This is a genomic window from Parabacteroides sp. 52, assembly GCF_010500925.1.
In the GTDB taxonomy this organism is placed as follows: domain Bacteria; phylum Bacteroidota; class Bacteroidia; order Bacteroidales; family Tannerellaceae; genus QVMG01.
In genome coordinates this window covers 114,351-140,350 of sequence record NZ_QVMG01000003.1, presented here as the reverse complement: position 1 = coordinate 140,350, position 26,000 = coordinate 114,351, and the positions used below count along the sequence as shown (strand labels likewise).

Genomic DNA, 26,000 nt, shown 5'->3' with positions numbered 1-26,000 from the left:
AGTGGATACTTTAAGTTTTAAGACCATTTCTGCAAACAAAGCAACTGTAACAAAAGAATGGGTGGTTGTAGATGCAACCGATCAGACTTTGGGACGTCTTTGCTCAAAAGTTGCGAAACTTTTGCGCGGTAAGTACAAACCTAATTTCACCCCGCACGTTGATTGTGGTGATAATGTAATTATTATCAATGCAGACAAAATCGTTCTGACAGGAAACAAATGGAACGATCGTATTTATTTGAGATATACCGGATATCCCGGTGGACAACGTTCAACTACTCCGGCTGAATTGAAAGCAAAAGGAGAAGATCGTTTGTTCCGTAAAGTAGTTAAAGGTATGTTACCGAAAAACCGTCTGGGAGCAAAAGTCCTTGGCAATCTGTATGTATATGCCGGTTCTGAGCACAAGCACGAAGCGCAACAACCTAAGTTAATCGATATAAACTCATATAAATAATAACTATGGAAGTAGTAAATGCAATAGGAAGACGTAAGGCAGCAGTCGCTCGCGTATACGTTAGCGAAGGTACCGGAAAAATAACAATCAACAAACGTGATCTGGACAAATACTTCCCTTCTACTATTCTTCAGTATGTGGTGAAACAACCGTTGAACAAACTGGAAGCAGCAGAAAAGTATGATATCAAGATCAATTTAGGTGGTGGTGGTTTCAAAGGACAGTCTGAAGCAGCTCGCTTGGCTATCGCCCGTGCATTGATTAAAATCAATCCGGAAGATAAACCTGCATTGAGAGCAGAAGGTTTTGTAACACGTGACCCTCGTACGGTGGAACGTAAGAAACCGGGACAACCGAAAGCTCGTAAGAGATTCCAGTTCAGCAAACGTTAATGTTATTTGTGAGTATCTTACAAGAGCAAAGCGTTTAGTATCTAAACCGACAGGATTTCCTTTACATGTGGAATGTGGATGAACTACCTGAGGGTTGAGTTAAACAAGAAAGTAAACGATTTTTTAAAAAGAAAACCATGTCAAGAGTAAATTTTGATCAGTTATTAGAAGCCGGAGTACACTTCGGACACTTAAAAAGAAAGTGGAACCCCGCAATGGCTCCTTACATTTTTATGGAGCGCAATGGTATACATATCATTGATTTATATAAAACAGTTGCTAAAGTAGACGAAGCAGCCGAAGTAATGAAAAACCTGGCTAAACAGGGAAAGAAAATACTTTTCGTTGCTACCAAGAAACAAGCCAAACAAGTTGTCGCAGATAAGGCCTCTTCTATCGGTATGCCTTACGTTATCGAACGCTGGCCGGGTGGTATGTTAACAAACTTCCCGACTATCCGTAAAGCCATCAAAAAGATGACTACGATTGATAAGATGACAAAAGATGGTACATTTGATAATCTGTCTAAAAGAGAAAAACTTCAGATCACCCGCCAACGGGCAAAATTGGAAAAGAACTTAGGTTCAATCATTGACCTGACTCGTCTTCCTTCTGCCTTGTTCGTAGTGGATGTAATGAAAGAACATATTGCCGTTCGCGAAGCAAACCGTCTGGGTATCCCCGTATTTGCTATGGTAGATACCAATTCAGATCCTTCTAACATCGATTACGTAATCCCGGCAAATGACGATGCTACTAAATCAGTAGAAGTTATTTTGGGAGCTATCTGCCAAGCCATGCATGAAGGTTTGGAAGAACGCAAAGCTGAAAAAGTCGATACGGAAGCTGCTGGCGAAGGAGAAGAAGCTCCTAAAAGAGAACGTCGCGCCCGTGCTACTGTAAAAAAGGAACGCAAGAGCGAAGACGCATTGGAAGCTCCGGTAGCTGAAGAAGCTGCGAAAGAGGTGAAAGAAGATTAATTAGAAACAACTAATAAGAAAGGATAAAACTATGGCTGTTACTATGGCTGATATTTCCCACCTGCGCAAAATGAGCGGTGCCGGAATGATGGATTGTAAAAGTGCTTTGCAAGAAGCCGATGGTGATTTCGACAAAGCAATGGAGATCATCCGTAAGAAAGGTCAGGCTGTGGCTGCAAAACGTTCAGATCGCGAAGCATCTGAAGGTTGTGCGCTTGCTACTGAAAATGGAGGATTTGCTGCTGCTGTCGCACTTAAATGTGAAACAGACTTCGTCGCTAAGGGTGCTGAATTTATTGCTTTGACACAGAATATCCTGGACGTGGCAATGGATAAAAGACCCGCAGATATGGCTGCCTTATTAGCTACTCCGTTGGCGGATGGCCGTGCCATTCAGGATCATATCACGGACCGTATCGGTGTAACCGGTGAAAAGATGGAACTGGGTTTCTACGAAAAGGTAGAAGGTGCAGCAACTGTTTCTTATATCCACCCGGGTAACAAATTGGTTACAATCGTTGCATTTAGCCAAGATGTAGATCATCAGGTTGGACGTGATGTAGCTATGCAAATTGCAGCAATGAATCCTATCGCAATCTCTGCAGATAAGGTAGATCAAAAGACTATCGATACAGAAATGGAAATTGCACGTGATAAGGCTCGCCAGGCAGGAAAACCTGAAAACCTGTTGGATCGTATCGCAGAAGGTGCCTTGCAGAAATATTTCAAAGAAAACACTTTGTTGCAACAAGAGTTTGTGAAAGACAATACAATGACAATCGATCAATATCTGAAAAAACAGAACAAAGATCTGACTGTAGTCGATTTCAAACGTGTTACATTGAACGTAGAATAATAGAAATAATTCTATATCATACAAGAGGCTGTCTCCTTGAGGCAGTCTCTTTTTTTTGTACTTACTTCTCCTCTCGTACCTTTTGCATTAACACGGTCCATAGGAGCCTATCTCAGGACAGGACAAACTGGGAAAACAAAATTGCTGACGATCGTCGGCAATTGTGCTGATATATATCGGCAAAAGTGTCGACATATATCAGCACAAGTGTCGACGGCTATCGACACTTTTATATACCCACGGGAAAAGGTCTTTTTTTTACACCTTTCCGGAAGAGAGGAAGGCAGGTAAAGAATAAAAAAGGACGTTTTTAGGAAAGTGAGGATAGGGGTTTTCTACCTCTTTACTGTCTTTATAGAAAAAGGATTATACATCCGGGTAAAAACAAAGGTATATGTTAAGAAAAAGAGAGAGCGAAGTATTTCTTCGTTGGTTTTGGAACCCACCGATAGATGGGTATACGATTGAAGACTGTGAGTTGATCGCTAAGGAGATACGCACAGAGTTCGAAAAACAAGAAAAGGGGAATTTATCTTCTTTTTATCGCTTCAACGACTTCCGTCATTAAGCCTTCCGCGAAATAATGAGTGGCGTTGCAGAAAAGCAGAGGGTCTTTGATAAGGTCCACTTTGTTCTTTTTTCCGTTCTCTGCAATCACTTCTTCGGCTGGATACACATTGTAGCGTTTATCTTTTTCAGGATCATACTGGTAGGTTATGTCTGTAATGTCGATCGTGCATCGGTCATCGTAACACTGGATACGCATTCTGAATTTGATAAACGTTTTTTCGGTTTCGTTCAATAAGAGTTCCACTTTGGAGCTGATCAAAATGCTTCCTTTGCCTTTGTTGGATGATACATTGGAAAAGAAAATGTCCGAACCGTAGGTTTTTGCCGCCCATTTTTGAATGGCCTCGTACAGGCGGGCTTTGGATAGATTATTTGCTTTTACATTATAGCTATAACATACTTTGCCACCCTTCATGGGGGCGCATGTTTTTGTTTCTTCGTTATTGGCCTGTATCTGAAGATAGGAAGGCAACAGTATAAGTAGGAGTAGGAGGATTCGTTTCATAGATAGGTTATTTGATCCAGATAGTTAAAACTTCACCAATTATTGTCTTCTGACTCTCTTCGGTTGTTTCTCCTTGTTTCTGACATTCGATAATCATCCAAGGGGTATCGTCTGTTTCTTCTTTCAGGAAAGAGAGGGTATACAAACCATTTATTTGTTTGTAGACAGGACTGTCTTCCGAAAGGGTGATGGTGGTAATAGTCTTGTTAAACAGGGTGCCGAAACCTTTCCATGACGCCTTCTTCTCTGTTTTTTTATCTTGTCCTTTCTCCGGGCTGACATGCATCGGGCTGTCCGCAAGTAAGGTTATCAGTGCCTGGGGTATTTTGTCCACAGTGAATGACATATAGCCGTCTTTGGTGGTTAACACCGCAGGGGGTGCGGTGACCTGGGCTACCGGATTTGTTTTTACCGGTGTCTGCGTTTGCACAGGTGGTTGTGGAGCGGGAGAAGGGGTGTTGCCTACCGTCTGGTCGATCTCGTTGAAAATTTCATCCACAAGGTTGATCGTTGAGCGGCGGAATTTGCCGTTCACGCGATTCAGTTTGTTGCGGGTGAGTGCGTATTTATCGGTAATGACCTCTTCTGCCAGGAGTTTTTCCGGCTCACGTTTGTACGAGACATTGTATTGATAACGTATATTATCAATTTTGATCAGGCAGGAGTTTCCTGTGCAATTCAGTACCATTCGATAGATTATTCCCGATTGATCCAGAGACAGGGCTGTCCGGGCAAAGACCAGCGTGTCGAGAGCAATTACGGCTATGTTACCTTCTTCTTTGTTGGTGTAAGCAACGCGGCTTTCCGGTGTATTATACCGTTGTTTCGCCCAGATCAACAATTTGTCGTAGAGTTCCTCTTGGCTTAGCGCCGGGTGGGTCACCTCTTTGGTAAATACAACTTTCCCATTATCAAGGGATATGGCTCCGGCGAGATAGCGTTCATTTTCTTGTGCTGAAAGAATTGTCGGAATGATTAACGCGAATAAGAGCAAATACTTCTTCATCTCTTTTTCTTTTGAATTTTATGGCACCAAAGATATACATTTGTGGCTGAATAAACTATGGGACTGTCAAATAATTACAGGATTTACGCTTTGTCAAAGAAAAAAAGTCTATATTTGCACCCTGTGAAAAAACGATTATAAATAATTAAATAACATAAACATAAGATTCAAATGCAAAACAAAGGATTTGTAAAGGTCTTTGCAGTGCTACTTACGCTTGTTTGTTTGTTTTATCTGTCATTCTCTTTTGTGACAAGATATTACAACGGGAAAGCCGCTGAGTATGCGCAGGGTGACCTTGCGTTAGAGAGTCAGTATTTAGACTCGTTATCTACTCAAAAGGTATGGTTGGGGTACACCCTCAAACAATGCCGTGAAATGGAGGTTACCTTAGGTCTTGACCTGAAAGGTGGTATGAATGTGGTTCTTGAGTTGAACGTGCCGGATGTAGTTCGTTCTCTTTCAAACAATAATCAAGATCCGAATTTCAACAAAGCGTTGGAATTGGCTTATGCCCGCCAGGCTTCCAGTAACAAAGATTTTATTGACTTATTCGCAGAAGAATACAAAAAACTGGATCCAGGTGTTCGTTTATCTGCTGTTTTCGGTACGTTTGAACTGAAAGAAAAAATCACACCCCAGAGCTCAGATGCTGATGTGATTGCTGTCTTAAAAAGCGAATCAAAGAGTGCTATCGATAATTCATTCAACGTATTACGTACACGTATTGACCGTTTCGGGGTAGTTTCTCCGAACATTCAGCGTTTAGAAACAGCCGGACGTATCTTGGTGGAGCTTCCGGGTGTAAAAGAACCGGAACGTGTGCGTAAACTTCTTCAGGGAAGTGCAAACCTTGAGTTTTGGGAAACTTATCGTTTGTCAGAAATCTATCCGCAGTTGGTAGAAGCCGACAGAGTGTTGGCTGGCCTGTTGAATGTGGATGCTGAAACGACTGAAACAGAAAAAGCTGCAACAGAAGCAGCTCCTGAAGCAGAAAAGGCTGAAAATGCAACCGCTGAAGACCTTACATTGGAAGGAGATTCTCTCTTGGCTCAGATTCAGGGACAAGAAAATGCAGAAGATGCCTTGAATATGGAAGAGTTCGCCAAACAACATCCGTTGTTTGCTTTGTTGAACATGTACAACAGCCAACAAAACGGTTCTTCCGTAGGTGTTGCTCAGACAAAGGATATGGCGAAGATCAACGAATATCTTTCAATGAAACAGGTGAAAGATGTTTTACCCAGAAACCTATCCTTGAAATGGAGCGTAAAAGCAGTTGATGCTAAAGATCAATTCTATGAATTATATGCATTGAAAGTAACAAACCGCGATGGCTCTCCAGCTTTGGGTGGCGACGTGGTGACAGATGCTGTGGCAGACTTCCAACAACAAGGAGGCCGTACAGAGCAGATTGTGAGTATGACAATGAATGCAGAAGGAGCCAAAGCATGGGCTCGTCTGACAAAAGAAAATATTGGCAAGCAAGTGGCTATCGTTTTGGATGAGTTGGTTTATTCAGCTCCGAACGTAAACGATGAGATCACCGGCGGACGTTCTCAGATCACCGGACATTTCACACCGGAAGAAGCGAAGGACTTAGCCAATGTGTTGAAGTCGGGTAAGATGGCGGCATCTATCCATATCGTACAAGAAGATGTGGTAGGTCCTTCTCTGGGACAGGAAGCGATTAATGCAGGTGCTATCTCTTTCATCCTTGCATTGATCTTGTTGATGTTCTATATGTGTGCTTTCTATGGTCTTGTTCCCGGTTTAATCGTGGACGGTGCCTTGTTATTGAATATCTTCTTTACCTTTGGTATCCTGGCATCCTTCCAGGCTGTATTGACCTTACCGGGTATTGCAGGGATGGTATTGACATTGGGTATGGCTGTGGATGCGAACGTGCTTGTGTATGAACGTACAAAAGAAGAGTTGCGTGCAGGTAAATCCTTGGCGAAAGCGATCTCTGACGGGTATAGTAATGCCTTCTCTGCGATCTTTGACGCCAACTTGACTTCAATCATTACCGGTGTGGTATTGTTCTATTTCGGAACAGGACCTATTCGTGGGTTTGCTACGACAATGATTATTGGTTTGGTGGCTTCTTTCTTGACAGCGGTATTCTTGACACGTATTGTATATGAAGCATTACTGAAGAAAGATAAACTTAAAAATATCACCTTCACTACAGGGATATCTAAAGATCTGTTGGTAAATCCGAAGATCAACTTCCTGGGTATGCGCAAAGTGGGTTATCTTATCCCTGCCGTTATTATTTTGTTAGGTGCAGTCTCTATGATGACTATCGGACTGAATAATGGTATTGACTTTACCGGAGGACGTAACTATATCGTACGTTTTGATCAGGAGGTAAATACAGAAGAAGTGCGTAACCTATTGGATGTCCAACTGGATGGTGCTGTAAGTGTTATTACTATCGGAACACCGGATCAGGTGCGTATCTCTACGAACTATCGTATTGCGGATACAGATCCTTCGGTTGACGAAGATATAGTATCTCGTTTATATACCGGCGTGAAGTCGTTGCTTCCTGCCGATGTGACGCAGGATCAGTTTGTCTCTCAATATGTGCAAAGTTCACAGAAGGTGGGCCCAAGCATGGCTGATGACATTAAGAACAGCGCTCTTTTGGCGGTAATCTTTGCAATGTTCTGTATGGCTGTGTATATCTTGATGCGTTTCCGTGATCTCTCTTTCTCTATCGGTACATTGGCCTCTGTTTTTATAACAACCTTATGTATCATCGCTTTCTATAGCTTATTGTGGAAGGTGTTGCCTTTCTCTATGGAGATTGATCAGACGTTTATCGCAGCTATCCTGACTGTTATCGGGTATTCTATCAATGATACCGTGGTTGTATTCGACCGTATCCGTGAAACGATCGGATTGTATCCGAAACGCGATCGTTACCAGGTAATAAACGATGCTTTGAATTCTACTCTGTCCCGTACTTTAAATACAACGATCACCACTTTAGTGGTTGTTCTGTGTATCTTTATTCTGGGTGGTAGTACAATCCGTAGCTTTACGTTTGCTATTATGTTAGGGGTTATTGTTGGTACTTATTCTACCCTGTTCGTAGCTACACCGATTGCTTACGAAATACAGAAGAGAAATATCAATAAAAAAGCAGCCGCAGAAAAGAAATAAAACAGAGTCGCCCGGAACAAAAATAACGGGGAGTTTGTAAAAATAAGAAGAGAGTTGTCGGGGTTTCCCCTGGCAACTCTTTTTTTATGCTGGCTGTCCAGGAGAGTCGTTATTTGTTTTACAGAGCAGTAGATTGGATTTCGTGTTCTATTGCTTTATTTATAAAATCATTGATAGTCGTTCCCGTATTTGCTGCTAATGAGGCTACACGTACATGAAGGTCTGAGGACATTCTCAAATTGAGCTTACCGCTAAACGGTTTACGAGGCTCTTTTCTGATTGATCCCTCTTTTTAAATAATCCGCTGATCTCGGATAGTAGTAAGAACTTACATAAAACAAAAAAATCCTTGATAATACTATCAAGGATTTTCTTTGTAGTTGTCTCACCAGGATTCGAACCTAGACAGGCAGAACCAAAAACTGCAGTGCTACCATTACACCATGAGACAATCCGGTGCTTTACCTAAAGCGATGCAAAGGTAAGAATTAATTCTTAGCTAGCAAATATTTCCGTGTTTTTTATTTACGACAGGACGAAAAACATCCTGTCGTAAGGAGGATTTTACCTTGTTATTATTTGATAATGAGTAGGTAATAGTTCTTTTTCCCTTTTTGCACCAAAAGGTATTTATCATTCAATAAGGATTTATTGTCGATAAGTAAGTCGGTATCTTCCACCTTTTCTTTGTTTATACTGACTCCACCGCTTTGCACGAGTTTACGCATTTCCCCTTTCGAAGGGAAGACAGCCGCTTTTTCGGTCAATAGGTCGATAGCCTTCACGCCCTGGTTCAGTTCGTCGCGGGATACTTCAAATTGTGGGACGCCTTCGAAAACGGCCAATAACGTCTCTTCATCGAGTTTTCTGAGGGTTTCTGACGTAGAGCTACCGAATAAGATGTTGGACGCCTCTACGGCCGCCTCATAGTCTTCTGTCGAATGCACCATAACGGTAATCTCTTTCGCCAGGCGCTTTTGCAAGGCACGTTGATGAGGCGCGGCAGCTTGTTCTTCTTCCAGTGTCTGTATCTCTTCCAGGGAGAGGGCGGTGAAGATACGGATGTATTTGGCAGCATCGACATCACTTACGTTCAGCCAGAACTGATAGAATTTATACGGAGAAGTATACCGGCGATCGAGCCATACGTTACCCGATTCGGTTTTACCGAATTTTCCTCCGTCGGCTTTGGTGATCAACGGACAAACGAGAGCAAAAGCATCTGCTTCCGAGCCCAGTTTGCGGCGGATCAGCTCCGTTCCGGTGGTGATGTTTCCCCATTGATCGGAACCTCCCATTTGCAGGCGTACGCCTTCGTGTTGGTAGAGGTATAGATAATCGTATCCTTGTAGAAGCTGGTAAGAGAACTCGGTAAACGAAAGTCCGGTGTTTGACTCGCCATTCAGGCGTTTTTTCACAGAATCCTTGGCCATCATATAATTAACGGTCAGGTGTTTGCCGATATCACGGATAAAATCAAGGAAAGAATAATTCTTCATCCAGTCGTAGTTGTTTACCAACTTAGCCGCATTGGGAGCGTCTGAATCGAAGTCGAGGAACTTCGCCAACTGTTTTTTGATACTTTCCTGATTGTGACGGAGTGTAGCTTCGTCTAACAGGTTACGTTCGGCCGACTTCAACGACGGGTCGCCAATCATACCGGTCGCTCCACCGATCAAAGCGATCGGACGGTGTCCGGCACGTTGGAGATGCTTCAACATCATCACGCTTACCAGGTGTCCGATATGCAGCGAGTCGGCCGTCGGGTCGATACCTACATACGCTGAAGTCATTCCTTTTTGTAACTGTTCCTCTGTTCCGGGCATCATATCGTGGATCATGCCCCTCCATCTTAGTTCTTCTACAAAATTCATCGAATTAAATTATAGCATATTAGTTTGTTAATAAAGAATAGCCTCAAAGGTACGACTTATTCTCACAAACAAAAAATATGCCTACTATTTTCAGCCAGTTGCCTTGCGACCGTTTCGAGGGGAAGGGAGAGTGTGTCCGCGAATCCTTGGTAAACATCCCGGATAGATCCCGTCTTTTCATCGGTTTCGGCCAACACATAACCCGGCCAGGCGGTTTGCAGAGAGGATGGATTGAATGAAGAACCCAAAGAAAGAAAAATACCCTGTTCGATTAACTGGGCAGCCAATGCAGGTTTGCCCCGGAAGCCATGAACGATCCAGGGTTGGATGGGTTTCATTTCTTTTTTCAGACGAAGAAGCTCCGTCCAGGCTTTCACGCAATGAATAATCAGTGGCTTTTCCACCTCTTCGGCCAGCCGTATCTGGCGCAGGAAGGCGTCCTCTTGTGTCGCAAAATCCGTTTCCGCCAATTTGTCCAATCCGGCTTCACCGATCGCCACCGTCTCCGGCAGAAAGGCCGCTTTCCGCAATTCTTCCATCTGCTCCTCTACATTCCCTATATACCATGGATGAATCCCATACGAACGATAAGGTGCGTCATTCTTTTCCACCGGCTCCTTTATTATAACATTTATAACCTCCAGTACCTCCGCTTCTCCGGACGCCCGATGTGTATGTATATCATAATACTTCATTGGAAACTTACAATTAACAATTGATAATTAACCATTAATTACGGAACCGGGTCATACCCGCTCCCTCCCCAGGGATGGCAGCGGGCGATGCGTTTGCTTGCCAGCCAGAGGCCTTTCAACGGGCCATGTTTTTTAAGTGCTTGCACAGCATATTCGGAGCAGGTCGGAGTATACCTGCACGATGCCGGGGTCATGGGGGAAATGCAATATTTATAGAAATAGACCGGCAGCAATAAGAGGGTTGTCAGGAATTTGCGGATCATATTCTCTCCTGCAAGATACGCATTGCTTTTGACATAGCCTTTTCCATTTCGGAAAAAGAATGGAATTCATTGTCTATATAGAGAAAAGCCACCAGGAGGTTTTTGTCTTTTTGTTCCAGGTATTCTATCAATTCCGGTTTGCGCAGGCGGTAGGTCTCGCGCACCTGTCGTTTGATACGGTTGCGTTTGACAGCGCGTTTAAATTTCTTTTTGGGAACGCTTATCAGGATATTTGTGCGTGCAGGGAATTCTGCCTCAAGAGGTAAAAAAATAACCCGCAGTGGAAAGGCTACAAACGATTGTCCTTTGGCAAATAACAAATCGATATAACGCTTCCACGACAGGCGTTCTATTTTCGCAAGGCTGTACCTTTTGTTGTCATTTCTTACCATTCGCCTTCTTCAGATACTGATCCAAAGCGGCGGTCATGGACGGTGCCTCCGGGGTGGGAGCTTCCACGTCCAGGCGGAGTCCGGCCTCTTTCACAGCTTTTGCCGTTGTCGGCCCAAAACAGCCAATCTTTATATCTTCCTGTTTGAAATTAGGAAAATTCTTCAAAAGAGAGGATATCCCGGAAGGGCTGAAGAAAATCAACATATCGTAATCGAATGTTTCTTCTTTCGAAAACTCATTACTTACCGTGCGGTACATGACAGCCTTGGTATAATCAATTTTCTTTGTGTCCAAAAGGGAGAATAGGTCGTCTTTATGTACATCGGAAACGGGAACAACGTATTTCTCTTTCGCATGTTTGGCGATGAGCGTTACCAGGTCCTCCGGTTTGCCGGTTCCATAGAAAATCTTTCTTTTTCTGTAGACGATATACTTTTGCAGATAAACCGCAATCGTCTCTGTCATACAGAAATACTTCATAGTCTCAGGTATGGTTACCCGTAATTCTTCACATAATTTGAAAAAGTGGTCGATTGCCGTCCGTGCCGTAAAAATAACAGCCGAATAGTCCAGAATGGCAATCCGTTGCTGTCTGAATTCTTTTGCAGTAAGGCCTTCCACTTTAATAAAAGGACGGAAATCTATTTCCACTCCATATTTCTCAGCAATATCGAAATACGGAGATTTCTCCGATGCAGGTTTCGGTTGTGATACCAGCATTTTTTTGATATTCAACGCCATAAAGTACTCATCTCGATAAAGTTATACAAATAAATAATGCCTTTATATAACAAGAATAAAGGTAGTATTTCTTGGCCGCAAAGGTACAAACTTATAAACAGAAATCCATCTCTTTTTATGTGAAATATGCGTAGACTCTTATAAAATATTACAAAACGACATAAAATATATAAAAGATAAAACAAAACAACAGGTATTCCTTGTTTTATATCGATAAAGGTAATCCAGATGGCTGGAATATAAAGGCATATACCCCAGAGCCCCGTGATGGCATAATAGCTGCTTAACCAAAGTTTATGTTGTTCTTTCTCTCCAAAAACCCAACTGAAAATCAGATAAAGCCCTTGCTTCAACAAAAAGAAAACAGATAAGAGTGTAAAGAGAATGCCCAGTATGATAAAAGGGTTCCATTGATAGATAGAGGCAAATCGCGTATGGTGCATTCCCAGTCCAAACAAAGAGATCGTGCACAACAACAATGCCTGAAGGGTAATAAAAACGCGAAAGCCCGATTCGTTTCCTTTGGGGCTGTTCACCGGTATTTCAAACAAGCTCTTCCGGGGTTTGATGTGAATAACATCCTTTATCATTTTCATAAATAATTGCACATGAAAATGAAAGGTCAGGGAAAAGGCGATAAACAAGAACAACAGAATGGTTAACACAATGTCTTTTACCAACTGCCCATCATTCAGGGGGATCCCTGTATATCCTTCCAATGCGTGCATCTCTATCTCCTTTTCCCTCGGAATTTAACTGTATATTACCTCTTTCAGTATCTCTCCTACGGTCGGGTGTGGGAAGACAAATGCTCCGAATTCGTCCGCTTTCATTCCTTTTTCAATCGCTATGCCGGCAATGACAATTAATTCGGAAGCCGGGTTACCCAATAGGTGAGCTCCGATAATCGTATCGTCCTCCGCTAGTAACAATTTGCACATGCCGTTGCTCATTTCGTTCTCTGCCACAAAGCGTCCGGAGAAGGCCATGGGGATTTTCTTTACTTTATAAGGAATGCCTTCTGCCTGTAACTCCTCTTCCGTTTTACCTACGCCGGCGATCTCCGGGTTGGTGTATACGACACCCGGAATGGCTTTATAACTCATCCCTTTTCCTTTTTTGCCGGCGATATGGTTGATGGCCACTTCCGCTTCACTGACAGCCGTATGGGCAAGTAAGGAATAACCTGTGATATCTCCACAGGCGTATACGTTGGATAAAGAAGTTTGCATATACGGATTTACCTTCACCCCGTTACGTTCCTTTTCTATCGCGAGCGACTCCAGGCCCAGTCCCTGAGTCACCGGACGACGTCCGACGCTTAACAACACCTTTTCTCCTTCCAAAACGACGGTTTCACCGTCTTTTTCAAGTGTTATCTCTGTACCATGTACACCGGTAACCTTATGACCGATATAGAACTTTACCCCCTTTTTGGTATAATCGGCCTGTAATAATTCGGATTGTTCCTTGTCCATGGGACCCAGTATCTTATCCTGCATCTCCACCACATGAACCTCTGTGCCCAGGCTGTTGAAGAAAGAAGCAAACTCCATGCCGATAACACCTCCGCCTATGATCACCAATGATGCGGGTAGTTCTTTGCATAGCAACGCTTCGCGGCTGGTCCAATATTCGGTTTCCTGCAATCCCGGTATCGGCGGAACGATCGCTTCCGATCCGGTGCATAATACTAAGTGGGCCGCTTCGTAGCTTTCTTCGCCACAGGTGATTCGAAGGGTTCCATCGGCGTCGCGACCGGAAGTCATCGCTTCTCCTGTAACCATCACCACCCCTCCTGTTGTCATTTTCATACGAATGCCGGCTGTGAGTTTTTTGACCACTTTGTTTTTGCGGGCAATGATCTTCGGTAGATCGAAAGAAGGGTTCTCTGCTGTCACCGCATACTTCGATGCGTTTTGTATGCTGTCGTATGTTTTGGCCGAGTATAACAGTGTTTTCGTCGGGATGCATCCTTCATTCAGACATACGCCACCCAGCGCGTTTTTCTCGAAAAGGATGACGGAAAGTCCGGCATGAGCCGCCCGTTCTGCCGCGGTATATCCCGCCGGCCCGCCACCTATAATAGCTACATCGTACTTCATGTGTTTAGATTTAATTGATTTGAATATTGGGGTTTATTTTTTTGAGTATCATTAAAAGCTTCACCTTGTCATCAGCCTCTTTCAATTGCACTTTGGCACTTATCCTGGCGTTGCCTTCCAGGCTGTAGTGTACCCGGAACGTACAGGCGTCATAAAACACAAGGTGGTGGATCTCCCGGATATCTATCGTATGACTGCCTATTATCAACCGGTCGTTCTCTGTCACCTGAACATATTGAGTAAAACGCCTATGAATAGACAATGCAAACACGCCTAGATTCAGGGTAAGGATAGTCAGGATCACCCATTCACCACTCACGGCGAAGTAAGCCAATATGGCGACATAAAGAATCAGAACAACAAAGAACGTGATTCTTCCTGTTTTCGACGTGACAATTCCATAAGGTGCTCTCATAAAAAGGAATTTTCTTTTTTGATGATTATATCCGGATTCATTTCCCGCAATAGTTTGACAAACTCTTTCTTGTTTTTGGGGGAAATCATCATCCACTGTTTACCATTGGACCAGATCATGATCCTGTCCAGGGAAAGGGCATAGCTAAATACCGGCATCATAGTGGTTTCCAAGGCTTCTATTTCGCTTATGGCAATTTTCTTTTCCGGAAATATACTGCAATGAAGAATCAACAATCCTTCGGCGGTCACGCGATAATACGTATGTAAAAAGACATGCAATGTCAACAGGACTACTCCTAACATACCAATCATAGCCCCTATATGGGTACTTAAAAAAGCAGTGACACACCCCATCATAACCATAAAAATAAGTAGGTGATACCACCATCCCACCGCAGATCTGAACTCTCTATCCATCCTTTTTTTTAATTTGGCTGCAAGTTAATGAAAAGATTTGAAACAAAGAGTTGATGCACCCCTCCGCTTTCTAACTCTTTATGCCTGAAAGAGGCGTTATCTGTATGTAAATTGAAAATTGAATCGCAGATCGCTTAGCGAAGCGTGAAGCAAAATGGAGAATTGAAAATGACAAATGAAAATGACAAATGGAGGATGGAGGATGGAGTATGGAGAATAGAGAATGGAGAATGGGGAATAAGGTGTTGACTGACACTATCTTGGCTCCTCTTCTTGGAGAAGAAGAGGGGGACCGCCGGCGTAGCCGGTGGTGGAGCAGTTTGATGTATTTGCGCTGAATATCAAATAGATATGCAATAGAGAAGTGGCTATAAATAGTTACTCTAAAATAGGTATATACATTTATAAAGAATTCAAACTGCTCCACCACTGCGAGCAGTGGTCCCCCTCTTCTTATCCAAGAAGAGGAGCCGGGATACCTGTTTTACACCTCAAAACCGTCCTGTCATCCGAGATGCCTTCCTGTTACTCCCAAAACCGTCTTGTCATCCGAGATGCCTTTTTGTTACCTCAAACACTTTTCTATCACCCTAAACACCTTCCTGTTACCAATCCAATCTCAACCCATTGGAAGAAAAAATGCAATTTTATATGTGCAAAAGGGTAGGAGAATAAAATTGCTGACGATTGTCGGCAAAATTGCCGATATATGTCAGCACAATTGCCGATATATATCGACACAAGTGCCGACAATTATCAGCACAAGTGCCGACAATTATCGACACTTTTATTTAGGGGTTTGTACACACACAAAAAAACTGCGGTTTGGGTTGAAACAGGAAGAGTCGCCCCGCCAACTTTCCCCCTCTGGAGCTGAGCCAAAAGTCCGAAAAGCTGATTTTTACCCCTGTTACAGACACCTGTAGAGGGAGTGATTGTAAGAAAAACCGACTTTGGGGTCAGCCCCGAGAAGGGGGCTGGGGGGTAAGGTTCGGACGATTTGTTTGATAAAATTGGACTATTTTTATGATTTTTCTGAAAGAAGGGGACTATATTTGTTTAAAAAAATATACGCATGAAAAAAACAATCATTTTCTCTTTTCTTTTTTTACTCTCTGTATCTTCCTTATGGGCTTCACGTAAGGAAGTGTTGTTAAATAACGATTGGCAGTTTCGCTTTTCCTGGCAGGTGCAGAAAGGGTCGGAAAGACGTGTAGACCTGCCGCATACCTGGAATGCACAAGATGCCTTGTCCGGTCAGCAGGATTATTTCCGGGGAATCGGTAATTACCGGAAAAAGATGGAAGTCCCGGCGGAGTGGGAGGGCAAACGCCTTTTTCTTCGTTTTGAAGGCGCTTTCTCGGTGACGAATTTATTTATTAATCAGAAACATGTAGGCGAGCACCGCGGTGGATACGGTGCCTTCGTGTTTGACATAACCGATTGGGTGAAGTATGGCGAAGCCAATGAATTATTGGTGCGCGTCAACAATGCTCCTCAGTTGGATATCATGCCTTTGGTAGGTGATTTCAACTTTTACGGGGGCATATACCGGGATGTCAACCTGGTGTTGGTCGAACCCCAACATATTTCCCTGACCGATTATGCCTCTCCGGGAGTTTACCTGGTACAGGAAAAAGTATCGCGGGAGGAAGCCGTTGTTCGGACAAAAGTAGTTGTCAGCAATTATGCGGCAGCCACAGCGGGTGAACTGCAGGTAGAGGTTTATGACGGTGCAAAGCGGGTAATCCATGAAACGAAAAACATCCGTCTTTCCGGAAAAGATCAACAAGAAGAACTTTCTTTTACATTAAATAAGCCTCATTTGTGGAACGGACGCAAAGATCCGTTTACCTACCGGGTGAAAACCACCTTGTCTGTTGAAGGTACGGTGGTGGATGTGGTCGAGCAACCTCTGGGCTTACGTTATTATACGGTCGATGCGGATAAAGGCTTTTTCCTGAACGGGGAACATTTGAAATTGCAAGGTATATGCCGTCATCAGGACCGACCGGAGATCGGCAATGCTTTACGCCCCATGCATCATGAAGAAGATATGGATATTATCCTGGAGATGGGAACGAATGCCATGCGTCTGGCGCATTACCCTCAGGCAAGTTATTTCTATGACCTGGCCGACCGCAACGGTTTGGTGGTCTGGGCAGAGATTCCTTTCATCGGTCCCGGCGGGTATGAAGAGCGGGGATATGTCAATCAGCCTTCGTTCCGTGCCAATGGAAAAGAACAGTTGAAAGAGTTGATCCGTCAGCATTACAACCATCCTTCCATCTGTTTCTGGGGATTATATAATGAGTTAAAGACTTTGGGAGATAGTCCGGAAGAATATATAAACGAACTGAATGCCTTGGCACATCAGGAAGATCCGACACGCCCGACGGTAGCTGCCAGCTTCCTGGAAGACGCGAATACGTTGAATGCGTGCAGCGACATGATTGCCTGGAATAAGTATTATGGTTGGTATGGCGGTCGTTTTTCCGATATGGGCAAATGGGCGGATGGTATCCATAAGAAATTCCCTCAGTATAAATTAGGTATCAGCGAATACGGTGCCGGTGCCAGCATCTATCACCAACAGGAAGAGGTGAAAGCCGGCAGTGCTTCCGGCTGGTGGCATCCGGAGAACTGGCAGACAGCCTATCATATCGGCAACTGGCAGGCCATTGCCGAGCGTCCTTTCATTTGGGGATCTTTCATCTGGAATATGTTTGATTTCGGTGCCGCCCACCGCACGGAAGGAGACCGGCCGGGTATCAATGACAAAGGCATCGTTACTTTTGACCGCAAGGTGAAAAAGGATGCTTTCTACTTTTATAAAGCCAATTGGAACAAAGAAGAACCGTTTGTATACATAGCAAACAGACGGTGTGTAAACCGCACAATGGCAGAGACGACGATTACAGTCTTCACGAACCAAGCCGAAGCGGAACTTTGGGTAAACGGAAAAAGTGTCGGTAAACAAAAGGCTGATGCCTATGCCACAATCACTTGGGAGAATGTCTCGCTTGCCGCCGGTCAGAATAAAATAGAGGTCAAAGCCCCCTTGAAAAAACAATTCCTGACAGACGTGGTGGAATGGTATTATAAATAACTATATTTCGGAAATTTAAAAAAAATAGAACGATGCCTCTTTTAAAAGATAAACAATCAGAGATTCTGTTACTATGTTTGCTCTTCCTTCTGCCCTGTTCCTTGGCGGGGCAAAAGGGGAAAGAGGCATTTATAAATGAAACGGCCACCCGTCTGTATACGCAGCAACAGATTTTCCCGCAGGAAAAAGTGCATTTGCACACCGACCGGAATACGTATCTGCCGGGTGAACGGATTTGGTTCAAAGCTTACCTGAGGGATGCGGCGGATATACGTGTCGTGCCTGTAAGCCGGTATGTCTATGTCGAACTGATAAGTCCGGTAGACACCTTGATACATCGGGTGAAACTGCTCCCGACGGAGGGGTTGCATAAGGGATATCTGGATATTCCTCTGGAACTGGAAGAGGCCGATTATACCTTATGTGCTTATACAAAGAATATGCAGAATGTGGACGATGCTTATTTTTTCCGCAAACGTTTGCATATAGGTCGCTCCACAGAGGTGAAAGAAGAGGAGACGTATGTGTCGGATTATAAAGTGGCGGTTTTCCCTGAAGGAGGCTATCTTTTGGAAGGCGCCCTTTGCCGGGTCGCTTTTAAAGCCGTGAATGCACAGGGCCAGGGCGAAGAAATCGTCTATGCGGAACTGGCTGATCAGACGGGTGCTCTGGTGAAAGAGATGTCTTGTACGACTCATCTGGGCATGGGGTCCTTCGCTTTTATACCGGAGAAAGGGAAAACCTATGTGTTGAATTGCCGGAATGCGGAAGGCGCCTGGCAATATGTCCATCTACCGGAAGCGCGGAATGACCTCTGTGGGATTGAAGCAAACTGGCGGAACGACGCTATGTTGGCCGTCGGGCTGCGGAAAGCTTCGGGATGGCAGAAAGCTCCTCTCTATCTTCTCATACACAAAGGAGGAGATGTGTTGTATACCGGGGCATGGGATCATTCTACCCCTTATTTTTTATTCCCCAAAGATTCTTTGCCGCAAGGTATCCTGCATGTTTTGTTGTTGAATGAGAGTCGGGATATTTTAAATGAACGATTGTTGTTTGGCCGGAAGGATGATGAAACGCCTCATTTGCAAATAAATACCGACCGGGAGAAATATGCTACCAGAGAAAAAATTACCTTGTCATTCGCTTTGCGCGATACGAAAGACAAACCTTTGCCGGCGCATTTGTCTGTGGCCATCACAGACGATAAAGCGGTTAATCCGGACAGTACGGTAACCATTCAGTCAACTCTTCTTCTTACTTCCGAGCTAAAGGGGTATATTGAAAATCCCGGGTATTATTTCAATCATCCTTCTGCGCAGACAGACGAGGCTTTGGATCATTTGATGATGACGCAAGCCTGGCGACGATATGATATACCGAAGGTGTTACATGGAGAAATGACCTATCCGCGGTTTATGCCGGAAACAGGTCCTTCTATCTCGGGAAGAGCGATTGGTTTGGTTTCTTCGAAAGGAGTGAAAAATAGTCAAGTATCCCTTCTCTCACCCAGGGATACCTTGTTTGCCTTATTGGATGTGGACGATACGGGGCGTTTCAACTTTACCGGATATGAATATGCGGATAGTACCACCATGTATTTCCAGGCGTATACGAAAAAGGGAACAGATCGCCTTCGCCTGAAGGTGGACAGGGATACTTTTCCGGTAATAAAGTCGCTTGAGACCGTCTCGCAACTGAAGCGGGATAAGAAAGTGGAACTATTTTCTGATACGATAAAAAGAAGTGATCGTTATGATTTGTTTGGTGTGCGGGTGATAGACCTGCCTGAGGTAACGGCTACAGCCTTCAACAAAAAAGAAGAGAAACCCCTTTCGATTTATACGATTTCTGCAACCCAGATCATTACGCAGGAGGAAATAGAGCGTTATCATCAGCCCAATTTGGAGATGGCATTATCCTATATGCCGGGTGTGCGCGAGGCAGGTAGATATCATGTTATTCTTACAGGAGGGGCGAAAGGTCCTGCGCTTACGATGTTGGACGGTATGCGGGTCGACGAATTGGATTTAACGATGATCACGATGGAAACAGTCAAGCAGGTTGAAATAATTGCTCCTTATAAAGCGACCATATTTGGTTCGACTGCGGCTGATTGTGGCGTAGTGAATATTATTACCCGCTATGACCGGCCTTCTTATGCTATATTGAATGCGGAAGTATTGACTCCTTTAGGTGTTCAAAAACCCGTCGAATTCTATACGCCTCTGTATGATTCGGAAATCCAGAAACGCCGGCCGGAGATGGACTATCGGACAACGATCTGTTGGAAACCCGATGTTTGGCTGGATACCGAGGGAAATGCTTTTTTGGATTTTTACACATCGGATGCTTTTCCGACCTCTTATACCGTTATTGTGGAAGGCATTACTCCCGACGGACAATTGATCCGAAGCCTGAAACAAATAGATATGGGAGCGAAAACGACGGAATAAACCTTCTTTCCGAACAGGCGCAGGATACTGTTAAAACTCATCTGTTGGATAATTTGTGCATATGATTCGGACGAATTGTGCTGGTCGGTCTGTGATTTGCACACTACTTTTGTTGTTAATCAATATTAATAAATGTATAAACTTAATTAAACCGGATAATACTCAATGAAGAAAGAATGAAAGAATAATACACAAAAAACACACAAAGTGTCTGAGAGATTACCCAAAGAGGTAATCTGATTAAACTGAATTTATTTATTAACTATTAGTCTATTCTAATTATGATGAAAGATTTTAACATCTCTCTCTTTTCAAAAACGATGTTGGTAGGAGCTACAATGCTTCTCACATCTGTAGGATCGGTACATGCCAGTTCTGCAATGTCGGAGTCTGCTGAGAAAAATCATGTAGCTGCTCCCCAGCAATCCAAAATTAAAGTTACTGGTGTTGTAGAAGACCAGTTTGGCCCGGTTGTTGGTGCCAATGTAGTAGAAAAAGGAACTACAAACGGAACGATCACCGACGCAGACGGAAAATTCTCTTTGGATGTAGTGTCAAATGCTACTTTGGTATTTACGTATATCGGATATGCGGAACAACAAATTCCTGTTTCCGGTAAAACATCCTTTAACGTTTTATTAAAAGAAGATGCATTGGCATTGGAAGAAGTGGTTGTAACCGTAGGTTTCGGCCAACAAAAGAAAGTAAACTTAACAGGTGCTATCTCTTCAGTAAACTTCGAAGAACAAGCAATGTCTCGTCCTCTTACGAATGTATCTACCGCTTTGGCTGGTATGAGTGCCGGTGTGCAGGTTATGCAGACTTCCGGTAAGCCGGGTAGCGACGGTGCTTCTATCCGTATCCGTGGTATCGGTACATTGAATAATTCCGATCCGTTGGTATTGATCGATGGTATCGAAGGTATCATGGATGCCGTGAATCCGCAGGATATTGAAAATATCTCTATCTTGAAAGATGCGGCTGCTTCTGCGATCTATGGATCAAGAGCTGCCAACGGTGTTATCTTGATTACCACTAAAAGAGGTAAAAAAGGTTCGTTGTCAGTAAACTATAGCGGACGTGTATCTTTCCAGGAGCCGGCTAACCTGATAGACCAGGTAACCGATTATGCCCGCTATATGGATTTGGTAAACGAAGCGTTTAACAATATCGGACAAAAAGACCATTTTGCACAGTCTACCATTGAACTTTGGCGCGAAAAAGCCAAAGACCCTAATGGATTGAATGAAAATGGCGTGCCTAACTACATGGCTTACCCGAATACAGACTGGCAGGAAGCCTTGTTTGGTGACGGTGTATTGAACGACCACAACGTGTCAGTAAGCGGTGGTTCTGATAAAATCCGTTTCTTGACATCTGCCGGTTACCTGGATAACCCGGGATTGGTAGAAAATGTAGGTATCAAACGGTATTCGTTGCGTGCCAATATCGAAGCGAATGTGACTGACTGGTTGACAGTGGGTACACGTACTTTTGCTTCACAGGAAGACAGCGACCAGGGTAACTTTGACAGTGCAAACAACTACCTGCGTCAAACAACTCCAGGTGTTTATCCAAGATATAACGGTAAATACGGTTATCCGGAAGCTCCTGAAGAAAGTGGCACGGCAAACAATATTTTTGCTATGTTGAACGGTTCGGAAGGAACGAAAAAGAAAACACGTTTCAACACGACTTTATTCAGTAAAGTGGAATTCCTGAAAGGACTTACCTGGGATTTCAACTTCAACTACAAACGTCGTTGGGACGAAAACAAGAGCTGGTCAAATGCCATTGAGAAAGTAAAATTCAGTGATGGTACAATTATGAGCCCGGCTACGGATCCTTCTCAGATGACTACGTATTTCTATAATTATGGTAATTATGAGTATACGATTCAGAACTTATTGAATTATACGACTACAATTGCGAACGACCATGATATTTCAGCGTTGGCAGGATACGAAGAAGTATATTACTATGAAAGTTCTAACAATGCTACTAAAAAAGGTTTGATCGACCAGAGTGTAAACACCCCGAGTTCGGCAACTGAAATGGTAAGTATCGGTGGTAGCGCTCAAGACCGTGCCAGCCGTTCTTTCTTCGGACGTATAAACTATGCGTATAAATCAAAATATTTGTTTGAAGCCAATATACGTCGCGACGGACACTCTCGTTATCACAAAGATTATCGTTGGGGTACCTTCCCTTCTTTCTCTGCTGCATGGCGTATCAGCGAAGAAGGATTTATGGAAAAAACAAGAGATTGGTTGGATAACCTGAAACTACGTGCATCTTATGGTAAGATCGGTAACAATGGTGGAGACAATGTGGGTAACTATGAATATCAATCTACATACGGTATCACCCGTTATTCTATCGGTGGTCTTTTGCAGGCTGGTTTGTCTTCTACTTCGATCGCTAACTCTATGCTTACTTGGGAATCTTCTGCTACAACCAATATCGGTTTGGATTTGACTGCTTTAAACAATCGTTTGACATTCGAAGCAGATGTTTTCAACAAAAAGACAACCGGTATCTTATTCCGTCCGTCAATTTATCTGACAGCAGGTAGTAAGACAGCACCTCGTTTGAATATTGCCGAAATGAATTCTTCCGGTGTTGAATTGACATTGGGATGGAAAGATAAAATCAAAGATTTCTCTTATTCTGTTTCAGCGAACTTCTCTTATTTAGGCAATAAAGTAGAAAAGTATAAAGGTACGCTTCAAGAAGGATGGACAACGGATGCTGCTGGCAACCAGGTTTGGAAAACAAATATCGGAGATGTATCTTCCGGAGGATCTACTCCTATCGTAGAAGGTAAAAGAAGCAAAGAGTACTATATGAAGAGTACATATTCTGGATCTGGACGCGGATATGACGCTGACGGTATCAATGGTGGACCGAAAGACGGTATGATCCGTACGGAACAAGATATGGACTGGTTGAATAAGATGATCGCTGAAGGATATACCTTTATGCCGAACAAAACGGTAGGTAAGAATAAAATATGGTACGGAGACTATGTCTATGCCGATGCGAATGGGGATGGTATCTATGGTAGCTCGTATGACAATGAATTCCAGGGAGTATCTAAAGACCCTAAATATATTTTCGGTATGCAGATGTCCGGAGCTTACAAAAACTTTGATATTTCTTTGAACTGGGCAGGTGCCGCAGGATACAAAGTTTACTGGGGAGCTACAACAGGTCTGAACTCACCATCGGTACGTACAGGTGTTGCTATTCCTACAGAGATTGCCAATGATCACTATTTCTATGATCCAGCCAATCCGTCGGATGCCAGAACGAATCTGAATGCAACATATGGCCGTTTGGTGGCTGCCGAATCAGGTTATCAGAACTCAGAAGCAAGCACATTGTATTTGTTCAACGGTAATTTCTTGAAATTGAAAAACATTACCATTGGTTATACATTGCCTAGAAATATTGCACAAAAAATCTATACGAAATCTCTTCGCGTATATGTATCAGGAGAAAACTTGCTTAACTTCAACTCATTCCCGGGACAAGATCCGGAGTTGAATAGCTCTTCTGCTTATACATCTATTAAACAATACGCAATTGGTGTTAATATATCATTCTAAAAAAAGGAATTATGAAATTATTTAAAAATATAATTTGTTTAGGAGCAGCTTCAGTTATGTTATTTTCGACTGGCTGCCGCGAAGACCTGATGGATCTGAGCCCTTATGCCTCTATCAGCTCAGGTAATATGTGGACAACAGAAAACCTGGCAGATCAGGGCGTGATGGGGATTTATAATATGCTTTTTTATGGCTACATCGGTGCCGATTTATATGTCTTCGAAAGCTTTGGTGTATCTTCTGATTGCCGCGACCAACAGGGACTTATGAAAGGTAACCTGACAGCCGGTAGCGGTATGTTCAGTACATATTGGAGAAATCATTACGAAGGTATCCACCGGGCAAATGATGCGATCGCAAACTTGTCTAAAGCTCCTCTTTCGGCTGCTAAATTGGGTCGTCTGACAGCAGAAGCTAAGTTCTTCAGAGCATTCTTCTATTATAAATTGAATATGGTTTTCAAAGGTGTGCCTTTGTATCTGGAACCGACTGAATTGGAAGAATTGGTAAAAGGACGTGAAACAGAAGCGAAGATTTGGGAAGTAGTAATTGCTGACCTTACAGACTGTATCAACGAACCGAATTTACCGAACAAATACGCAGCAGGAAGTTCTGACTACGGCCGTATCACAAAATCGGCTGCTTATGCACTGCGTGGAAAAGTGTATCAGTGGACAAAAGAGTGGGCAAAAGCAGATGCTGACTTTGCTAAAGTAGGCGAGATGGGACATTCCTTGTTTGACGGTGACTATAAACAACTCTTTAAAGAAGCCAACGAACAATGTGATGAGATGATCTTCTCTATGCAATGTATCGGACAATCAGGTTATGGAAATACATTCAGCTTCCGTTATGGTAGCCGCGTTGTTTTCGAACAAGGTTGGAATACTTATCTAGCAAGTACTGATTTTGCAGATAGCTATGAGTGTGCAGATGGTTCTAAATTCAACTGGGATGATTATCTGCCGGGATACAGCAGCATGACTCCAGCTGCCAGATCTGTCTTCTTCCTGCGTGATAATATGACGGAAAAAGAAATCACTAACCTGAAAAATGCCGGTGCAGATATGTCAAAATATCTTCCGACAGGTAACGAAGCTCGTATATTGAAAGCCTATGCAAACCGTGATCCTCGTTTGACAAAAACGCTTATCACTCCTTATTCAACATTCTATGGTGCTTCAGGTGCAAACTCTTATACCTATACATTGCGTTGGCCTTATCGGGGAGCTGACACGGCTGAACCGTTCGACGTACGTACGGATACAAACAACCGTTTCTACTATCTGTTCCGTAAGTTTGTTGCGGAAGGAGCTACTGAAATTGCCAGCCGTAACTATTCTCAGATCGATATTCCATTGATCCGTTACGCAGATGTATTGTTAGGAAGAGCTGAAGCGATCAACGAACAAGGATTCAGCCAGACTGCAGTAGATTTGGTAAACCAGGTAAGACAAAGAGCCGGTGCAGCCCTTCTGCAAACAACAGATGCAAGCAAACCTACTTACGTAAACAATCAGGCAGATATGAGAGAACGTATCCGCAACGAACGTCGTTGGGAATTTGCAGCGGAAGGTGTTAACTTCTTTGACGAAATGCGTTGGAGAACCTTGCACGAAACAAAGGTTAAACCTGGAAGTGGTTTGAAACAAGTTTGGGGTGAAAACCAATATACAGATAGTTGGGGTGGTGACCATTATTACAACTGGCCTATACCGACAGCAGAATGTCAGATGAATGAAAATCTGGTACAGGTAGAAGGTTGGATTAACTAATTCCAATATCTCTTTTAAAAATGGATCTGGAGAAATAATCGATTGCTTCAGATCCATTTTTTATAATTGTTCGATTTTTTGTAGTGAATGAATTCTTATTATGTAAAGATATTTGCATGAGAAAGAGGAAATATCTTGTTTCAGAAGGAGGGCTGTAGACAACCCCGACAAGTCTGAAAATGAATATGTAGAAGGCAGACTTTA

23 protein-coding genes are annotated in these 26,000 nt (G+C 43.3%); 11 read left to right on the top strand and 12 right to left on the bottom strand.

The window, feature by feature from the left end:
- The first annotated feature begins 1 nt into the window (after position 1).
- From rplM to D0T51_RS04070, 5 genes are all read left to right on the top strand, one after another.
- Positions 2–457 (top strand): 50S ribosomal protein L13, encoded by a 456-nt coding sequence (rplM, locus tag D0T51_RS04090; protein ID WP_163725541.1) that lies wholly within the window; start codon positions 2–4, stop codon positions 455–457.
- 5 nt (positions 458–462) lie between these two features.
- The gene (gene rpsI, locus D0T51_RS04085) at positions 463–849 is read left to right on the top strand and encodes a 30S ribosomal protein S9 (protein ID WP_163725538.1); all 387 of its coding nucleotides are present in this window, start codon (positions 463–465) and stop codon (positions 847–849) included.
- A 137-nt stretch (positions 850–986) separates the two neighbouring features.
- The gene (gene rpsB / locus D0T51_RS04080; RefSeq protein WP_163725536.1) at positions 987–1,829 is read left to right on the top strand and encodes a 30S ribosomal protein S2; all 843 of its coding nucleotides are present in this window, start codon (positions 987–989) and stop codon (positions 1,827–1,829) included.
- Positions 1,830–1,860: 31 nt separating this feature from the next.
- A complete protein-coding gene (gene tsf / locus D0T51_RS04075; RefSeq protein WP_163725533.1) occupies positions 1,861–2,685 on the top strand; it encodes a translation elongation factor Ts in 825 nt (274 codons plus the stop codon).
- 394 nt (positions 2,686–3,079) lie between these two features.
- Positions 3,080–3,253, top strand: coding sequence for a hypothetical protein (locus tag D0T51_RS04070; protein ID WP_163725253.1), 174 nt, complete (start codon positions 3,080–3,082; stop codon positions 3,251–3,253).
- On the opposite strand, the gene D0T51_RS04065 is transcribed toward D0T51_RS04070, so the two are convergent.
- Together D0T51_RS04065 and D0T51_RS04060 are read right to left on the bottom strand one after the other, a co-directional pair.
- Complete coding sequence (locus tag D0T51_RS04065) at positions 3,215–3,760, bottom strand: DUF4468 domain-containing protein (protein ID WP_163725530.1); 546 nt, start codon at positions 3,758–3,760, stop codon at positions 3,215–3,217. The genes D0T51_RS04070 and D0T51_RS04065 overlap by 39 nt on opposite strands.
- A 7-nt stretch (positions 3,761–3,767) precedes the next feature.
- The gene (locus D0T51_RS04060; RefSeq protein WP_163725527.1) at positions 3,768–4,766 is read right to left on the bottom strand and encodes a DUF4468 domain-containing protein; all 999 of its coding nucleotides are present in this window, start codon (positions 4,764–4,766) and stop codon (positions 3,768–3,770) included.
- 171 nt (positions 4,767–4,937) lie between these two features.
- Between D0T51_RS04060 and secDF the strand changes: the two genes are divergently transcribed.
- The gene (gene secDF, locus D0T51_RS04055; RefSeq protein WP_163725524.1) at positions 4,938–7,940 is read left to right on the top strand and encodes a protein translocase subunit SecDF; all 3,003 of its coding nucleotides are present in this window, start codon (positions 4,938–4,940) and stop codon (positions 7,938–7,940) included.
- Between the two features lie 118 nt (positions 7,941–8,058).
- On the opposite strand, the gene D0T51_RS04050 is transcribed toward secDF, so the two are convergent.
- From D0T51_RS04050 to D0T51_RS04005, 10 genes are all read right to left on the bottom strand, one after another.
- Complete coding sequence (locus tag D0T51_RS04050) at positions 8,059–8,220, bottom strand: toxin-antitoxin system HicB family antitoxin (RefSeq protein ID WP_373457004.1); 162 nt, start codon at positions 8,218–8,220, stop codon at positions 8,059–8,061.
- A gap of 295 nt (positions 8,221–8,515) precedes the next feature.
- Positions 8,516–9,814: a tyrosine--tRNA ligase gene (tyrS, locus tag D0T51_RS04045; RefSeq protein WP_163725519.1), complete on the bottom strand. Its 1,299-nt coding sequence runs from the start codon at positions 9,812–9,814 to the stop codon at positions 8,516–8,518.
- A 62-nt stretch (positions 9,815–9,876) separates the two neighbouring features.
- Positions 9,877–10,509: a TatD family hydrolase gene (locus D0T51_RS04040; protein WP_239056667.1), complete on the bottom strand. Its 633-nt coding sequence runs from the start codon at positions 10,507–10,509 to the stop codon at positions 9,877–9,879.
- A gap of 38 nt (positions 10,510–10,547) precedes the next feature.
- Positions 10,548–10,769 (bottom strand): membrane protein insertion efficiency factor YidD, encoded by a 222-nt coding sequence (gene yidD / locus D0T51_RS04035; RefSeq protein ID WP_163725569.1) that lies wholly within the window; start codon positions 10,767–10,769, stop codon positions 10,548–10,550.
- A complete protein-coding gene (gene rnpA / locus D0T51_RS04030) occupies positions 10,769–11,164 on the bottom strand; it encodes a ribonuclease P protein component (protein WP_163725516.1) in 396 nt (131 codons plus the stop codon). The genes yidD and rnpA overlap by 1 nt, the downstream gene beginning before the upstream one ends.
- Positions 11,151–11,900: a uroporphyrinogen-III synthase gene (locus D0T51_RS04025; protein ID WP_203583318.1), complete on the bottom strand. Its 750-nt coding sequence runs from the start codon at positions 11,898–11,900 to the stop codon at positions 11,151–11,153. Before D0T51_RS04025 ends, rnpA begins: the two co-directional genes overlap by 14 nt.
- Positions 11,897–12,634, bottom strand: coding sequence for a DUF4271 domain-containing protein (locus D0T51_RS04020; RefSeq protein WP_163725510.1), 738 nt, complete (start codon positions 12,632–12,634; stop codon positions 11,897–11,899). Before D0T51_RS04020 ends, D0T51_RS04025 begins: the two co-directional genes overlap by 4 nt.
- Positions 12,635–12,658: 24 nt before the next feature.
- Entirely contained in the window at positions 12,659–14,011 is a 1,353-nt protein-coding gene (gene lpdA, locus D0T51_RS04015; protein WP_163725508.1) for a dihydrolipoyl dehydrogenase, read from the bottom strand.
- Positions 14,012–14,021: 10 nt separating this feature from the next.
- Positions 14,022–14,426 (bottom strand): hypothetical protein, encoded by a 405-nt coding sequence (locus D0T51_RS04010; protein ID WP_163725506.1) that lies wholly within the window; start codon positions 14,424–14,426, stop codon positions 14,022–14,024.
- Entirely contained in the window at positions 14,423–14,845 is a 423-nt protein-coding gene (locus D0T51_RS04005) for a PH domain-containing protein (RefSeq protein ID WP_163725504.1), read from the bottom strand. The genes D0T51_RS04010 and D0T51_RS04005 overlap by 4 nt, the downstream gene beginning before the upstream one ends.
- A 188-nt stretch (positions 14,846–15,033) precedes the next feature.
- Here D0T51_RS04005 and D0T51_RS04000 point away from each other — a divergent pair, with 188 nt between their 5' ends.
- The 5 genes from D0T51_RS04000 (at position 15,034) to D0T51_RS03980 (ending at position 25,796) form a co-directional block, all read left to right on the top strand.
- Positions 15,034–15,183 carry a hypothetical protein gene (locus D0T51_RS04000; protein ID WP_163725502.1) on the top strand — a complete coding sequence of 50 codons (150 nt, stop codon included), beginning with the start codon at positions 15,034–15,036 and terminating at the stop codon, positions 15,181–15,183.
- Between the two features lie 737 nt (positions 15,184–15,920).
- Positions 15,921–17,954: a glycoside hydrolase family 2 TIM barrel-domain containing protein gene (locus tag D0T51_RS03995; RefSeq protein ID WP_163725500.1), complete on the top strand. Its 2,034-nt coding sequence runs from the start codon at positions 15,921–15,923 to the stop codon at positions 17,952–17,954.
- A 32-nt stretch (positions 17,955–17,986) separates the two neighbouring features.
- Positions 17,987–20,410 carry a TonB-dependent receptor plug domain-containing protein gene (locus D0T51_RS03990; protein ID WP_163725498.1) on the top strand — a complete coding sequence of 808 codons (2,424 nt, stop codon included), beginning with the start codon at positions 17,987–17,989 and terminating at the stop codon, positions 20,408–20,410.
- Between the two features lie 281 nt (positions 20,411–20,691).
- Positions 20,692–24,021 (top strand): TonB-dependent receptor, encoded by a 3,330-nt coding sequence (locus tag D0T51_RS03985; protein ID WP_163725496.1) that lies wholly within the window; start codon positions 20,692–20,694, stop codon positions 24,019–24,021.
- A gap of 11 nt (positions 24,022–24,032) precedes the next feature.
- Entirely contained in the window at positions 24,033–25,796 is a 1,764-nt protein-coding gene (locus D0T51_RS03980; RefSeq protein WP_163725494.1) for a RagB/SusD family nutrient uptake outer membrane protein, read from the top strand.
- The last annotated feature ends 204 nt before the right edge of the window (positions 25,797–26,000 follow it).